The 15,002-nt window shown below is 70.1% G+C and carries 16 protein-coding genes and 1 pseudogene; 15 read left to right on the top strand and 2 right to left on the bottom strand.

Features of this window, described 5'->3' with window-relative positions; translation table 11 throughout:
* Nucleotides 1-30: 30 nt before the first annotated feature.
* The 9 genes from K1X59_RS13925 (at nt 31) to K1X59_RS13895 (ending at nt 7,743) form a co-directional block, all read left to right on the top strand.
* The gene (locus K1X59_RS13925) at nt 31-939 is read left to right on the top strand and encodes a heparan-alpha-glucosaminide N-acetyltransferase domain-containing protein (protein WP_244632036.1); all 909 of its coding nucleotides are present in this window, start codon (nt 31-33) and stop codon (nt 937-939) included.
* Nucleotides 906-1,217, top strand: a complete 312-nt coding sequence (locus K1X59_RS21625; RefSeq protein ID WP_244632035.1) for a hypothetical protein — start codon at nt 906-908, stop codon at nt 1,215-1,217. The genes K1X59_RS13925 and K1X59_RS21625 overlap by 34 nt, the downstream gene beginning before the upstream one ends.
* A 61-nt stretch (nt 1,218-1,278) precedes the next feature.
* Nucleotides 1,279-2,115: an aldo/keto reductase gene (locus K1X59_RS13920; RefSeq protein ID WP_220173507.1), complete on the top strand. Its 837-nt coding sequence runs from the start codon at nt 1,279-1,281 to the stop codon at nt 2,113-2,115.
* 76 nt (nt 2,116-2,191) lie between these two features.
* Nucleotides 2,192-2,761, top strand: coding sequence for an FMN reductase (gene msuE / locus K1X59_RS13915; RefSeq protein WP_183150517.1), 570 nt, complete (start codon nt 2,192-2,194; stop codon nt 2,759-2,761).
* Between the two features lie 49 nt (nt 2,762-2,810).
* A complete protein-coding gene (locus K1X59_RS13910; RefSeq protein WP_309491581.1) occupies nt 2,811-4,295 on the top strand; it encodes a DUF255 domain-containing protein in 1,485 nt (494 codons plus the stop codon).
* Nucleotides 4,292-4,612: a hypothetical protein gene (locus K1X59_RS22495; protein ID WP_309491580.1), complete on the top strand. Its 321-nt coding sequence runs from the start codon at nt 4,292-4,294 to the stop codon at nt 4,610-4,612. Before K1X59_RS13910 ends, K1X59_RS22495 begins: the two co-directional genes overlap by 4 nt.
* Nucleotides 4,613-4,789: 177 nt before the next feature.
* Nucleotides 4,790-5,857 (top strand): histidinol-phosphate transaminase, encoded by a 1,068-nt coding sequence (hisC, locus tag K1X59_RS13905; RefSeq protein ID WP_183150516.1) that lies wholly within the window; start codon nt 4,790-4,792, stop codon nt 5,855-5,857.
* The gene (locus tag K1X59_RS13900; protein WP_220173506.1) at nt 5,854-7,257 is read left to right on the top strand and encodes an amino acid permease; all 1,404 of its coding nucleotides are present in this window, start codon (nt 5,854-5,856) and stop codon (nt 7,255-7,257) included. Before hisC ends, K1X59_RS13900 begins: the two co-directional genes overlap by 4 nt.
* Nucleotides 7,258-7,260: 3 nt before the next feature.
* Nucleotides 7,261-7,743 (top strand): Lrp/AsnC family transcriptional regulator, encoded by a 483-nt coding sequence (locus tag K1X59_RS13895; protein ID WP_183150515.1) that lies wholly within the window; start codon nt 7,261-7,263, stop codon nt 7,741-7,743.
* An 18-nt stretch (nt 7,744-7,761) separates the two neighbouring features.
* Here the strand turns inward: K1X59_RS13895 and K1X59_RS13890 are convergent, their stop codons facing one another.
* Nucleotides 7,762-8,955 (bottom strand): dolichyl-phosphate-mannose--protein mannosyltransferase, encoded by a 1,194-nt coding sequence (locus K1X59_RS13890; protein WP_244632033.1) that lies wholly within the window; start codon nt 8,953-8,955, stop codon nt 7,762-7,764.
* Complete coding sequence (locus K1X59_RS21620) at nt 8,868-9,314, bottom strand: hypothetical protein (protein ID WP_258566853.1); 447 nt, start codon at nt 9,312-9,314, stop codon at nt 8,868-8,870. Before K1X59_RS21620 ends, K1X59_RS13890 begins: the two co-directional genes overlap by 88 nt.
* A 62-nt stretch (nt 9,315-9,376) precedes the next feature.
* Between K1X59_RS21620 and rsmI the strand changes: the two are divergent.
* From rsmI to K1X59_RS13865, 6 genes and pseudogenes are all read left to right on the top strand, one after another.
* Nucleotides 9,377-10,188: pseudogene (rsmI, locus tag K1X59_RS13885) on the top strand (16S rRNA (cytidine(1402)-2'-O)-methyltransferase); the annotation flags it as partial.
* 19 nt (nt 10,189-10,207) lie between these two features.
* A complete protein-coding gene (locus K1X59_RS21615; protein ID WP_258566852.1) occupies nt 10,208-10,780 on the top strand; it encodes a LacI family DNA-binding transcriptional regulator in 573 nt (190 codons plus the stop codon).
* Complete coding sequence (locus K1X59_RS21610) at nt 10,777-11,313, top strand: LacI family DNA-binding transcriptional regulator (protein WP_258566851.1); 537 nt, start codon at nt 10,777-10,779, stop codon at nt 11,311-11,313. Before K1X59_RS21615 ends, K1X59_RS21610 begins: the two co-directional genes overlap by 4 nt.
* A 179-nt stretch (nt 11,314-11,492) precedes the next feature.
* Complete coding sequence (locus K1X59_RS13875) at nt 11,493-13,112, top strand: ABC transporter substrate-binding protein (RefSeq protein WP_244632029.1); 1,620 nt, start codon at nt 11,493-11,495, stop codon at nt 13,110-13,112.
* Nucleotides 13,109-14,089: an ABC transporter permease gene (locus tag K1X59_RS13870; RefSeq protein ID WP_183150513.1), complete on the top strand. Its 981-nt coding sequence runs from the start codon at nt 13,109-13,111 to the stop codon at nt 14,087-14,089. The genes K1X59_RS13875 and K1X59_RS13870 overlap by 4 nt, the downstream gene beginning before the upstream one ends.
* Nucleotides 14,086-15,000, top strand: coding sequence for an ABC transporter permease (locus K1X59_RS13865; protein ID WP_183150512.1), 915 nt, complete (start codon nt 14,086-14,088; stop codon nt 14,998-15,000). Before K1X59_RS13870 ends, K1X59_RS13865 begins: the two co-directional genes overlap by 4 nt.
* Nucleotides 15,001-15,002 lie beyond the last annotated feature (2 nt).

The following is a 15,002-nucleotide window of genomic DNA, read 5'->3' as shown; positions in this document are numbered from 1 at the left end:
ATGACGGGAATCGCCCCCTACGATCATCTGGTGATCACCGCCCTGGCTCCCGTCCGATGGTTCCGTGAGTTCGGGCGCCCTCCGCGCATCCTCGGCCTCGATGTCGCGAGGGGGTTGGCGATCCTCGGCATGGCCGGAGCGCACATCGGCGAGACGGAGGCCTTCGACCTCGTCGATCCTTCGACGTGGACCGACCTCGTGCACGGGCGGTCCTCGATCCTCTTCGCCCTGCTCGCGGGAGTGTCGATCGCCCTGATGACCGGCCGCAGCGCGCTGCCCGACCCGGGGCGTCTCCCCGGCATCCGGCTGAACCTCGTCGGACGCGGAGCGGTGATCTTCCTGATCGGGCTCGCCCTCGAGATGCTGAACACCCCGATCGCGGTGATCCTCACGCTCTACGGCATCCTCTACATCGCCGTGATCCCGTTCCTGCGGTGGCGTCCGTGGCAGTTGCTGCTCGGGGCTGCCGTGCTCGCGCTGCTCGGACCCGCACTGCTCGCCTTCCTCGGCGCGGTGATGCTGCACCCGTTCGGCGCCGGCATCGGGTTCGTGCTGTACGGGACGTACCCGATCACGGTGTGGATGGCGCTCGTGCTGGGCGGCATGGCTCTGGGGCGGATGCACGTGGAGCGGATCCGCACCGCCGTGATCGCGCTCGGCCTCGGCCTCGTGCTCGCGGTCGCAGGCTACGGACTCGGTGGCATCGGGCAGTCCGCGGGGCTCACGGGGGCTCCGGACGGCAGCTCGTCCTTCGCGGACGGCTCGTTCATCGAGAGCGACGGCGGGGTCCTGTCCGCTCCGAGCGGGTGGGAGGGGTATCCGCAGGCGCTCGCGGCGGCCGACCCGCTGGGCGCCTTGGTCGCCGCGGTGTTCGCGGTCGAACCTCACAGCGGGGGACGGCCGAGGTGCTCGGCTCCGGCGGGTTCGCGCTCGCGGTGATCGCGCTGTGCCTGCTGCTGGCAGGGCCCCTGCGGTGGGTGCTGCTGCCCCTCGGCGCGCTCGGATCCATGCCGCTGACGGCATACAGCGCGCACGTGCTGTCCATCGTCCTGGTCGGCGGGCCGGGCGCGTTCTTCTCGAGCAACGCGGTCTGGGCGGCGACGGCGGTGGGCCTGCTGGTTGTGACGACCCTGTGGTCGATGTTCTTCGGACGCGGACCCTTGGAACGGCTCGTCGGTCGCGGCGCGGCGGCGATGGCGGCGGTTCCGCGGCGCTGAACCGAGGGACTTCTTCCACATCCCCGGCCTCGGCGTCCGACACCGGTCATAGGCTGGAGGAATGAGCATTCCTGCACTCGAACTGAACGACGGCAACTCCATCCCGCAGCTCGGCTACGGCGTCTTCAAGGTGCCGCCGGCAGAGACCGAGCGCGCGGTGAGCGAGGCGCTCGAGATCGGCTACCGCCACATCGACACGGCCGCGATCTACGGCAACGAAGAGGGCGTCGGTGCGGCCATCGCCGCCTCCGGCATCGCGCGCGACGACCTGTTCATCACGACCAAGCTCTGGAACGACCGCCACCACGGCGAGGAGCCGCGCGCAGCGATCGGCGAGAGCCTGGAGAAGCTCGGGCTGGAGAAGGTCGACCTCTACCTGGTGCACTGGCCCACCCCCGCCAAAGACGACTACGTGCACGCGTTCGCGAAGCTCGTCGAGCTGCGCGAGGCCGGGCTCACCCGCAGCATCGGCGTGTCGAACTTCCTGGTGCCGCACCTCGAGCGCACCGTGAAGGAGACCGGTGTCGTGCCGGCGGTGAACCAGATCGAACTGCACCCCGCCTACCAGCAGCGCGACGTGGTCGCGTGGGCCGACGAGCACGGCATCCGGATCGAGGCGTGGGGTCCGCTCGGGCAGGGCAAGTACGACCTGTTCGGCACTCCCGCGGTGGCCGAGGCCGCCGCGGCGCACGGAGTCACCCCCGCGCAGGCCGTACTGCGCTGGCACCTCCAGAAGGGCATCATCGTGTTCCCGAAGTCGGTGCGCGCCGAGCGGCTGCGCGAGAACCTCGACGTGTTCGGCTTCGAGCTCACGGACGCCGAGATCGCGGCGATCGACGCGCTCGACCCGCTGGACGGCTCCGGACGTGTCGGTTCGCATCCTGACGATGTGAACTGAGACCCGGTTCTCCCCGCACATGACGCCCCGTGTCGCATCGCGCGACACGGGGCGTCGTCGTGAGTACCGTCGAGGCATGACAGCTCCGTTCCGCGTCGTGGCCGTGTCGGGTTCCCTGCACGAGCCGAGCAAGACGACGGCCCTCGTCCGGGCGATCACGGCCGCGATCGGCGAACGCGCCGCGGTCGAGTCGCAGCTCATCGAGCTCACGGAGATCGGCCCCGGACTGGCCGGCGCGCTTCGACGCGACCAGCTCGCGCCGGAGGTGGAGGCCCAGCTGCAGGCGATCGAGTCCGCCGACCTCCTGATCGTCGGCAGCCCGGTCTACCGGGCGTCGTTCACGGGCCTGTTCAAGCACCTCTTCGATTTCGTCGGACAGTACGAGCTGGTCGGCAAGCCGGTGCTGCTCGCGGCGACCGGCGGCGGCGAGAAGCACGCGCTGATCATCGAGCATCAGCTGCGTCCGCTGTTCGCGTTCTTCCAGGCGCTCACCCTTCCGCTCGGGGTGTACGCGAGCGACACCGACTTCGACGGCTACGAGATCGCCTCCGACGTGCTGCGCGCCCGCATCGCGCTGGCCGCGGACCGCGCTCTGCCGCTCGTCGGCTACGCGGCATCGCGCCCGATCGACCTGCTGGTCGGCTGACTCGCGTCCTCCCGCGGCGTGGCGTTCCCGCGCGGCGTAGCGTGAGGGTATGACCAACCGGCTCGCCGACACGCTCAGCCCGTACCTGCGGGCGCACGCCGACAACCCCGTCGACTGGTTCCCCTGGGGCGAGGAGGCGTTCGCCGAAGCGCAGCGGCGCGACGTGCCGCTGCTGATCTCGATCGGCTACTCGACGTGCCACTGGTGCCATGTGATGGCACGCGAGTCGTTCGCCGACCCCGCGACGGCGGCGCTGATCAACGACGGTTTCGTGGCGGTGAAGGTCGACCGGGAGGAGCATCCGCAGGTCGACGGCGCCTACATGGCCGCCGCCTCCGCCTTCACGCAGAACCTCGGCTGGCCGCTCACGGTCTTCGCCACTCCGCGAGGGCGCACGTTCTACGCCGGCACGTACTGGCCCCCAGAGGCGCGTGCTCCGATGCCCGCGTTCCGCGAGGTGCTCGCCGCGGTGCGCGAGGCGTGGACGGTGCGACGCGCCCAAGCCGAGGAGTCGGCGGATGCGGTGACGGATGCGCTCGCGAGGGCTGCGGAGTCGGCGCCGTCCGACCTGCCGGACGTCGTCGCGATCGCGACAGCGGCGGAGGCGATCGCGCAGCGCGAGGACCGGCAGTTCGGAGGGTACGGCGGCGCACCGAAGTTCCCCGTCGCGACCACGCTGCGGTTCCTGCAGCATCCGGTCGTGCGAGAGGGCGCTCCGGATGCGGCGGCGTCGGTCGAGCGCGCGCTCGCCGCGATGGCGGGGTCCGCCCTGCGCGACGCCGACGGGGGCTTCTTCCGGTATGCGACGCAGCGCGACTGGACGGTGCCGCACTACGAGCGGATGCTGACCGACAACGCGCAGCTGCTGGATGTCGCACGCGACGCGCAGGACGAGCGAACCGTGCGCGGGATCGCCGCCTTCCTGATCGACGTGCTCCGTCGCGACGGCGGAGGGTTCGGCGCGGCACAGGACTCGGAGTCGATGATCGACGGTGTGCGCAACGAGGGCGGGTACTACCTCCGCACCCTCGCCGACCGCGCGGACCTGGAGTCGCCCGCCGTCGATGGCAAGGTGATCACCGGCTGGAACGGGCTGGCGATCGGCGCCCTGTCCCGGGCGGGGCTGGCATTCGGGGAGCAGCGCTGGATCGATGCCGCGGCTGCTGCCGCCGACCACGTGGTGCGGGTCAACCGGAACTCCGCCGGCGCGCTGGTGCGCACATCGCTCGACGGCCGGGCGTCATCCGCCGTGGCGACCGCGGCCGACCGAGGGCTGTTCGCCGACGGTCTGTTCGCCCTCGCGCTCGCGACCGGCGACGCGATGTGGGCGACCGAGGCGCGGCGCACCCTCGACGAGGTGCTCGATGGTCCCGGCGGCGACGACCCGCTGCTGTCGGCCCAGGGCATCGCGACCTCACCCGATGAGACCGACGGCGACCTGCCATCGGATGCCGCTGCGGTCGCCGGTGCCGCGCTGACCGCGTGGTGGCTGGGCGCGGGGAGAGATACCGGGAGGCCGCGGTCGCGGCCGTGAGTGCGCTCGCCGAGAGGTCGCTGGAGCAGCCCTTCGCCCACGGCACCCTGCTGCGGGTGGCTGCGGGTCTCGCCGTTCCGCCCCGCCAGCTCGTCGTGGTCACCGCCGACCGGCACGGCGCGCTCGCCGCCGCCGCCAGGGGTGCGGATGCCGAGGTCGTCTCCGTGGTCGCCCCCGCACAGGCGCGTGCGCTCGCCGAGGCCGGCTTCGAGCTGTTCGCGGGCAAGGAGGCGACGGCGGAGCGGGCGTACGACTGCCGCGCGTTCGTGTGCCGCCTCCCGGTGCGCGACCCCGCGGAGGTCAGCGTCGCCCGGTGACGGCTGCCCGGGGTGGACGTGCGTGTCCGGTCTGGGCAGTCTGCCCACAGTTTCGGGCGAAGTCGCGGGTCTGTTGCGCGGGTTGCGCAGTATCAGGTGCACCGATTGCCCAGTGCCCGGCATCCGTTCTAGGGTTGCGCGACACCCCACTCCGATCGCAGCAAGGATGCTCTGACGATGCCCCTCCCCACCCGTGCCGGACTCGATGCCGTCCCCGCATACCGGCAGGGGCGCTCCGCCCCCGTCGGTGCCTCGAAGCTCTCGTCGAACGAGTCTCCGCATCCCCCGCTGCCCTCGGTCGCCCAGGCCGTGCGGGATCGCCTGGACGGCATCCATCGGTACCCCGACATGAGCGCGGCTGCTCTGCGTGAGCGGCTGGCCGCGCGCTACGGCGTCGACGCCGCCGAGGTCACCGTCGGCGCCGGCTCGGTCGAGATCGCGTCCCAGCTCATCCACGCGGTCGCCGGAGAAGGCGATGAGGTGGTCTTCGCATGGCGGTCCTTCGAGGCGTATCCCTCGCTCGTCCGCATCGCCGGGGCCACGCCGGTGCCGGTGCCGCTCGACGCCGATCACGGCCACGACCTCGAGGCCATGCTCGCGGCGATCACCCCGCACACGCGCCTGATCTTCGTATGCAACCCGAACAACCCGACCGGGACCGTGGTCGGTGCCGATGAGCTGGAGCGGTTCGTCGCCGCCGTGCCGCACGACGTCCTCGTCGTGGTCGACGAGGCCTACGTGCACTTCGACCGCACCGAGAGCCACGGTGCCGGGATCGAGCTGTTCCGACGTCACCCGCATGTGGCTGTGCTGCACACGTTCTCGAAGGCCTACGGGCTCGCCGGTCTTCGCATCGGCTACGCGATCGCGCCCGTCGAGGTCGCCGAGAATCAGCGCAAGGTCGCCGTGCCGTTCGGGGTGACCGACCTCGCCCAGGCCGCGGCCCTGGCCTCGCTGGATGCGGAGGATGAGCTCGCGACGCGCATCGACGAGGTGGTCGTCCAGCGCGACCGTCTGTACACGGTGCTCACCGCGGCAGGGTGGCCCGCCGTCCGCTCGCAGGCGAACTTCGTCTGGGTCCCCGCGGGCGAGCGCACCGCCGAGCTCGAGAGCGTCCTGCAGGCGGGAGGTGTGATCGCCCGCGCCTTCGCCGGCGAGGGCATCCGCATCTCGTCGGGCTCGACGGTGGACATCGATCGGGTCGCGGCCGCACTCGCGACCCTGCGCGTCGAGGTGGACGCATGACCGGCGATCGTCGGACCGAGGTCCCGCCCACCACGACCACCACCAAGGGCCTGCACCCCGGCCTGACCCGTCGTCAGATCTCGATGATGGGTCTCGGCGGGGCCATCGGCGCCGGCCTGTTCGTCGGCTCGGGGCAGGCGATCAGCATCGCGGGTCCCGCGGTCCTGGTGTCGTACCTGGTCGCGGGCGGCATCGTCGTGCTCGTGATGGCGATGCTCGCCGAGATGGTCGCGGCTCGGCCCAGCTCCGGTGCCTTCAGCTCCTATGCCCAGAAGGCGATGGGACGCAGCGCGGGCAGCGCGGTCGGCTGGCTGTACTGGATCCAGCTGGTCGTGGTGATCGCGGCCGAGGCGACGGGTGCCGGTGCGATCGTGGCGAACTGGACGCCGGGGATCCCCGCCTGGGTGTGGGTGCTGATCTTCGTGGTGGCCCTCACGGCCGTGAACCTGTTCGGGGTGCGCAACTACGGCCGCTTCGAGTTCTGGTTCGCGGCGATCAAGGTCGCGGCGATCATCGCGTTCCTCGTGGTCGGGGTGTGCGCGATCGTCGGGCTCATCCCCGGTGTGCCGGCGACCGGCATCGCGAACCTGGTCGACGACGGTGGCTTCGCGCCCAACGGCATCGCCGGCATCGCGGGCGCCCTTCTCATCGTCGTGTTCGCCTTCGGGGGCACCGAGGTGGTCGCGATCGCCGCCGCCGAGTCGAATGACCCCGCGCACAACATCCGCCGTATCGTGCGCGAGGTGCTCGTGCGCATCCTGGTGTTCTACGTCGGATCGATCTTCGTGATCGTGGCCGTGCTGCCGTGGAACGACCCGGCGGTCAAGGCGGGTCCGTTCTCGGCCGTGCTCGACACCCTGAACGTGCCCGGTGTCGGACTCGTGATGGACCTGATCGTGATCATCGCGCTGCTGTCGGCCATGAACGCCAACATCTACGGCGCCTCGCGCATGGCCTACTCCCTGGGCGAGCGCGGTCTGGCGCCGCTGGCCGCGACGCGCACGAGCCTCAAGGGCGTGCCGTTCGTCGCCGTGCTGGCCTCGGTCGCCTTCGGCTTCGTCACGGTGGGGCTCAACTGGGCGTTCCCCGACGTCGTGCTCCCCGCGCTGCTCAACGTGGTCGGCTCGACACTGCTGGTGATCTGGACCGCGACCGCCGTGTCGCAGATCATCCTGCGCCGTCGCGCCGACCGCACGGGGGAGCAGATGCCGATGCGGATGTGGGGCTTCCCGTGGCTGTCGTGGCTGTGCCTGGTGCTGCTGGCCGCCGTGATCGCGCTCGCGATGATCGACCCGGCCGCCCGGATCCAGCTGCTGCTCACGCTCGGTCTCACGGCCGTGCTCCTGGTCGTCGCCCGCGCGACGAGGGGTGTCGCCCGCCCCGGCGTGACCAGGGAGTAGCGGATGCGGATCGATCGCCTCGACGCGCAGCTCATCCGGCTGCTCACGGAGTCGCCGCAGCTGCCGATCCTGGAGTGCGCGCGGCGGCTGGGCATCGCGCGCGGCACGGCGACCAGCCGTCTCGCGCGTCTGCACGAGGGCGGGGTGATCGAGGCGATCGTGCCCCGCATCGATCCTGCGGGCTTCGGCTACGGTGTCGTCGCGTTCTGCCTGGTCGAGATCGACCAGAAGGTCGGCCACGACGACGTGGCCACCGCGCTCGCCGATGCCGTACCCGAGATCGTCGACATGCACACGGTCACCGGAGCCAGCGACATGCAGCTGCGACTCGTCGCCCGCGACGCCACGCAGCTGCAGGAAGTGCTCGACCGGGTGGCACTCGTCCCCGGTGTCGCGCGCACCGCATCGTCGATCGCGATGCGCACGCACCTCTCAGGACGCGTCCTTCCGCTGGTCGATCACGTCGCTGCCGACGACGTGCCGTAGGGGCCGACCGGCCCGGCCTCACACCCAGCCGGGCATCCAGTTGTGCAGCAGCCAGAAGTCGTACGGCACGCTCATCCCCGTCCACAGCGGCAGGAAGAACGCCGACACCAGCACGACGAAGACGAGGAAGATCGTCACGGTGCGCTCGCCCGACTGCCGACGGTACAGCGGATCCTCGCGTCGCCCGGCGATGATGCGCAGCGTCATGCTCAGCCCGAGCACGAGGAACGGCATCATCACGACCGTGTAGAACTGGAAGATCGTGCGCTCGGGGAACATCAGCCAGGGCAGGTACGTGACCGCCAGCCCGACGAGCGGGAGCGTCAGCTCCGGGCCGATCGGCCGTCGGGCGATCCAGCCGCGGATCAGCCGGTACAGCAGGTAGACGGCCGCCGCGACGCCGGCGTACCAGATGAGCGGGTTGGGTACGGCCGAGATCACCGCGATGCAGTGGTCGGTGCCGCAGTTCGTCGGGTCGGAGTCGACCCAGACCGCGGTCGGCCGGAGCAGGAGGGGCCACTCCCAGGCGGGGCTCGCGTAGGGGTGGCCGCGTGTCAGCCCGACGTGGAAGCCGAGCATGGACTCGTGGTACTTCCACAGCGCGACCAGCGGGTTCGGGTCGCTCTGCCGGTCGTAGCCCCCGGACGTCACCAGCCAGCCGGTCCAGCTGATCAGATACACGGCGAGGGCCGGGAAGACGAACAGGACGAAGGAGACCGGCCCCTGGCGGAATGCCGCAGCGGTCGGCCACAGCACCACCCCCGCGCGGCGTCGGGCGAGGGCATCGGTGACCACGACGTACAGCCCGAAACCCGCCAGCGCGTAGAGGCCGGACCACTTCACGGCCGAGGCGGCGCCGAACGCCGTCCCCGCGGCGATCAGCCACGGCCGACGCCAGAGCACGGGTCCCCAGAACGGATCGGGGGCGTCAGGATCGCGTCTCTCGAGCACCGGGATGGTCCGCTCCCGATCGATGAGCACGAACAGCACGCCCAGCAGGAGGAAGAACGTCAGGATGCCGTCGAGCAGAGCGATCCGGCTCATCACGATGCTCAGGCCGTCGATCGCCAGCAGCGTGCCCGCCACGGTCGCGACCACGATGGAACCGCTCAGGCGACGCGCGATCAGGTACACCAGGAGGACCGATCCGGTACCGAGCACCGCGGTGGCCAGGCGCCAGCCTGCACTGTTGTCGGGCCCGCCGAGCGCCATGCCGAGCGCGATGAGCCACTTGCCCAGCGGGGGTGGACGATGAAGGCGCCCTGCTCGGACAGGGGCAGCGCCTGCAGGGTCACGAACGCCTCGTTGGCGTTCTCGCCCCACGTGCCCTCGTAGCCGAGCGTCCACAACGACCAGGCGTCCTTGACGTAGTAGGTCTCGTCGAACGCGAGTTGATGCGGATGCCCCACGTTCACCAGGCGCAGCACCGCGGCCAGCGCGGTGATGACGAGCGGGGCGAGCCAGCGGACGGCGCGGCCCCAGTCCGGATCGCGCAGCACGCGATCGCGGAGCTGCCCGTAGCGCGTCGACCGCTCCTGAGGAGCGGGCAGCAGGGGCTCGGGCGCGGTCACCGCTCCAGCCTAGACAACCGGCCCTCCCGGTCGGCTGCATCCACCGCGCCTAAGCTGGGCGGGTGATCATCCTCGCCGCCACTCCGATCGGAAATCTCGGCGACGCGTCGCGTCGCCTGGTGGAGGTGCTCGAGAACGCCGAAGTCGTCGTCGCGGAGGACACCCGCACGACGCAGCGCCTATTGAAAGCGCTGCACATCGAGAACCGGCCCCGCCTGATCGCGTTGCACGACCACAACGAGAAACAGAAGGCGGCGGAGCTGGCGGCGCTCGCCGCGGAGACCGACATCGTCGTGATGAGCGACGCCGGGATGCCGACGGTGAGCGACCCCGGCTATGGTCTGGTCGCCGAGGCCGTCGCGCAGGGCGTCACCGTGACCGCGATACCCGGTCCGAGCGCGGTGCTGATGGCGCTCGCGATCTCGGGCCTGCCGACCGACCGCTTCACGTTCGAGGGGTTCCTGCCGCGCAAGCCGGGGAGCGGCGTTCGACGCTCCGGGCGCTCGCGGCGGAACCTCGCACCATGGTCTTCTTCGAGTCGCCGGCCCGCCTCGCGAGCGCGCTCGCCGACATGGGGACGGCCTTCGGCGACGAGCGGCGGATCGCCGTGTGCCGTGAGCTGACGAAGCTGTACGAGGAGGTACGGCGGGGCACGGCCTCCGAGCTCGTGGCCTGGGCCGAGGGCGGCGTGAAGGGCGAGATCGTGGTCGTCGTCGAAGGTGCCGCGCGCCGTGACGCCTCTCCGGAAGACGCCCTCGCCCAGGTGCAGCAGCTCGTCGCCGACGGCATCAGGCTGAAGGATGCCGCGTCCGAGGTCGCGTCCCTCACCGGGCTCTCTTCCCGCGACCTGTATCAGGCGGCCCTCGCCGCCCGCTCCGGGGAGGAGCGCGACCGTGAGCAGAGCGGCGACCGTCTACGACGTGGCGGACCGCGCCGGGGTCTCGATCGCCACGGTCTCGCGCGTGCTGCGCTCGCCGGATGCGGTGCGTCCGGTCACACGGGAGCGTGTGCTCGACGCCGTGACCGCCCTCGGCTATGTGCCCAGCGGCAGCGCCCGCGGTCTCGCGGAACGCCGCACCGGGGTGCTCGGGCTGTACTTTCCCGGGTTCGACGCCGCGGAGGACGCTCCGCCGCTCGACGCGCTGTCCGCCGCTCGGGCCGACGCTCCGCCGTTCGCCGTGGTGCGGGAGGAGACGCAGGCCGAGACGGAGCGCTCCTCGATGCTCTTCCTCGACGAGGTGCTGCGCGGTGCGGAGCTGGAGGCGTGGAAGCAGGGGTTCGTGCTCATGGTCGGTGTCGGGCGCGACGACCCCGACCGTTCCACCGTGCGCGACATGGCCGGTCGTGTCGACGGCCTCATGGTCCTCGCGACCAGCGTTCCGGATGACGTGCTGGCGCGGCTGGCGCGGCGGATCCCCGTCGTGGTCCTCTCTGGCCCCCGCGCGGGGATCACTACGACCACGTGACGGTGAGCAATGCCGAGGCCATGGCGGAGCTCACGCGCCACGTCCTGAGCCAGGTGGGGAAGGGGCGGCTCGCGTTCCTCGCTGGTCCAGCGGATTCGCCCGACGGACTCCAGCGCTGGGAGGGGTTCGCGGCCGCGGTGACGGCGGCCGGCCGGTCCGTCGCCGACGTCGCCGTCCTCCGCGGCGACTTCACGCGCGGGTCCGGGCGCGCGGCGGCGCGGCAGCTCGTCGACTCCGGGGTGCCGACGGCCGTGGTGGCGGCGAACGACCAGATGGCGCTCGGCGTGCTGGACGTGTTCCGTGATGCCGGCATCGGCGTGCCGGACGAAGTGCTCGTCACAGGCTTCGACGGCATCGACGCTGCGGCGCTCGCGCACCCGCCGCTCACCACCGTCCGCCAGCCGATGATCGATCTCGGGCGGGCGGCGGTGCAGGTGCTCGCGCGTCGGCTCGAGCACACCGATGCCGATCCGGTGGTGGCGCGGCTGCCGCTGCAGATCCTCCTCCGCGAGAGCTCCCGACGCCCCTCCTGAGGCGCGGGAGGCATGCCGTCGCTCGGCTGTCAAGGGGTTGCCTTCGCAAAATGTATGCGCTTACACTCGCGGAGGCGGCGTAGACCGTCGTTCATGACAGAGACGACATGAGGTGGCAGATGTCAGGTGGCAGAGCGCCGAGAGGGCGTACGTTCCGACGGTGGCGCCGGGCAGCGGTCGTGGGTCTCACGGCTGCGGCGATCGCGCTGACCGGCTGCAGCATCCAGATCACGTCGCAACCCGATCCCTCGATCGGCGACGACACGATGCTGATCAACGCGGACCACGGCAACCCGTTCTTCACGAAGAACTTCAACCCGTACCTGACCAACACCCGCACCGCGTCGCGGTGGATCTACGAGCCGTTGATCCTGATCAACCCGCTCGACGGTGCGCAGAACCCGTGGCTCGCGTCGGAATGGTCGCAGCCCGACGCCCGCACGATCGAGATGACGATTCGAGACGGCGTGCAGTGGAGCGACGGCGAAGACCTCACCCCGGACGACGTGGCCTTCACGTTCCAGCTGCTCAAGGACAACCCCTCGCTCGACATCAAGGGCGCGTGGCAGCACCTCGACAGCGTCGAGACCGACGGCGACGACGTCATCCTGCACCTCAAGACGGAGGACGCCCCTTCGCTGTCGATCCTCGGCCAGACCATGATCGTGCCGGAGCACCTCTGGTCCGATGTCAAGGACCCCGGCACCTTCCGCAACGAGAACCCGGTCGGCACCGGACCCTTCGTGCTCGGAAACTACAACGACCAGCAGTATTCGATGGACAAGAACCCCGACTACTGGCAGGCCGATTCGATCGAGATCGAGCACATCGTCCTGCCCGCCACGAACTCGCAGCTCGACACCGTGAGCCGCGGCTACGACTGGGCGTATGCGTTCATCTCCGACGTCGAGGGCACCTGGGGCGCGGCGAGTCCGCACAACTCGTGGTGGTTCCCGCCGGGCGGCGTGATCGCGCTGATGCCGAACCTCGAGGTGGCCCCGTTCGACGACGTGAACGTGCGACGCGGCATCGCTCTCTCGCTCGACCGCGAGGAGATCGCCGAGACCGCCTCCGAGGGGTACATGAAGCCGGCAGGGCAGACCGGACTCATCCTCCCTAATCAGGAGCAGTACCTCGACCCGAGCATCCCCGACGGCGGCATGATCACGCAGGATGAGGATGCCGCGCTCGCGGCCTTCGCCGACGCGGGATACACGCTCGACGGCGACCGTCTCGTGGACGCGCAGGGCGAGCAGTTCGAGTTCGCTCTCACGACCGCCAACGGCTTCACCGACTGGACGCGCGCGGCGCAGACCGTGCGCAGTCAGCTCGCCGAGGTCGGGGTGAAGGTCACGCTCAAGCTCCCTCAGCCGGCCGGATACCAGAGCGCGATCAGCAACGGCGACTTCGAGATGGCGATCGGCGGCATGGGCAACGGCGACGTCTACCAGGCGTACAACAACCTGCTCTCCAGTGAGTTCTACGTGCCGTCGGGGGAGGCGACAGCCAACAACTTCGAGCGCTACCGCTCGGACGAGGCCGACGCGCTGCTCGCCGAATACCGCGAGACCGTCGACACGGCTCGCCAGGCCGAGATCGTGCAGGAGCTGCAGGGCATCGTCTACGACGAACTCCCCGTGATCGGCCTCTACTACGGCGGCATCTGGGGGCTGTTCAACGACGCCAAGTTCACCGGATGGCCGAGTGAGGACGACCCGTACATGATCCCGCAGAACTACGACTCCGCGCCGCTGGGCATCTTCACGCGGCTCGAGCGAGTGAAGGAGGACGACAAGTGAAGTACGTGCTCCAGAAGTTCGGCCTGTTCGTGCTCACCCTGTGGGCGGCGGTCACCCTGAACTTCTTCCTCCCGCGCATGATGCCGGGGTCGCCGGCCGACGCCGCGATCGCCAAGCTCTCCCAGAACGGTCCGGTGTCGGATGCCACGCGCGCCGCCATCGAGGCGCAGCTGGGCGTGCCGACGGGGTCGCTGTGGGACCAGTACATCGCCTACCTCGGCCAGGTCGTGCGGCTCGACTTCGGGGTCTCGTACACCTTCTACCCGCAGAGCGTGTCGAGCATGGTCTCCACCGCGCTGCCGTACACGATCGGGCTCGTCGGCATCGTCACGGTCCTCGCGTTCGTGATCGGGACGCTGATCGGGGTCGCGGCCGCCTGGCGCCGAGGCACCTGGCTCGACACGCTCCCCACGCTGACCGGCTCGTTCCTGAGCACGTTCCCCTACTTCTGGACGGCACTGCTGCTGCTGTTCTTCTTCGGCTACGTGCTGCACTGGTTCCCGACCACCGGCGCCTACTCCGCCACGACGACGCCCGGATTCACGTGGGACTTCCTCGGAGACCTCCTGAGCCACGCGTTCCTGCCGGCGCTGACGATCCTGCTCACCTCGCTCGGCGGGTGGATCATCGGCATGCGCAACGCCATGATCAACACCCTCGGCGAGGACTACATCACCTTCGGTGAGGCGAACGGCCTGCACGGCCGCACGATCGCCCTCCGCTACGCCGCGCGCAATGCGATCCTGCCGAACCTCACCGGCTTCGGGCTCACCCTCGGCGGTGTCGTCGGCGGGTCCATCCTCGTCGAGCAGGTGTTCGGATACCCGGGCATCGGATACCTCCTCTTCAACGCCGTGATCGGGCAGGACTACCCGCTCATGCAGGCGCTCTTCCTGATGATCACCGTGAGCGTGCTCATCGCCAACTTCCTCGTGGACATCCTGTATGGGGTGCTGGACCCAAGGACACGCCGATGACCTCCACCATGAACGTCAAGATCCCCGCCGACCGCATCGCGGCGCCCAGTCCGTGGCGCGCCTTCGGGCGGATGGTGAGCACCCTCTGGTCGAACGGCAAGGCCAGGCTCGGCCTGTGCATCCTCGGCTTCTTCGTGCTCGTGGCCGTGTTCGCACCGCTGCTGGCGCCGTACGACCCGAAGGAGAACGGCTTCGAGCGCAACGCCGACGCCTCCTGGGCGCACTGGCTCGGGACGACGGCCGCGGGGGAGGACGTGCTCAGCCAGCTCATCTACGGCGCGCAGGTCAGCCTCCTCGTCGGGTTCGCCGCCGGCATCCTCTCCACGATCGTGGCGGTGCTCATCGGTCTCAGCTGGGGGTACATGCGCGGCTTCGCGGGCGAGGTCATCGGATTCATCGTCAACCTCTTCCTCGTGATCCCCGGGCTGCCGCTCATGATCGTGATCGCCGCCTATCTGCAGAACGGCGGCATCCTGATGATCATCGCGGTGATCGTCGTGACCGGATGGGCGTGGGGAGCGCGCGTGCTCCGCAGTCAGACGCAGTCGCTGCGCGGCAACGACTTCGTCACCTCGGCCCAGTTCTCGGGCGACAGCCGCACCCGCATCGTGTTCCGCGAGATCCTCCCGAACATGACCTCGATCATCGCCGGGACGCTGTTCGGTGCGGCGACGGCCGCCATCCTCGCGGAGGCGGGCCTCGAGTTCCTCGGCCTCGGCGACTCCAGCATCGTCAGCTGGGGCACGATGCTCTACTGGGCGCAGAACTCCAACTCGCTGCTCACCGGGCAGTGGCTGCTGCTGTTCGCCCCCGGTCTCTGCATCGCCCTGCTGGCGCTGAGCCTGACACTGATCAACTTCGGCGTCGACGGCATATCCAATCCGCGCCTGCGAGAAGGGAAGGGGCGATGAGC

Origin of the sequence: Microbacterium sp. Se5.02b (assembly GCF_019464375.1) — a bacterium.
Classification (GTDB): domain Bacteria; phylum Actinomycetota; class Actinomycetes; order Actinomycetales; family Microbacteriaceae; genus Microbacterium.
The sequence above is the reverse complement of the archived record's forward strand: the minus strand, read 5'-3'. Positions and strand labels throughout refer to the sequence as shown.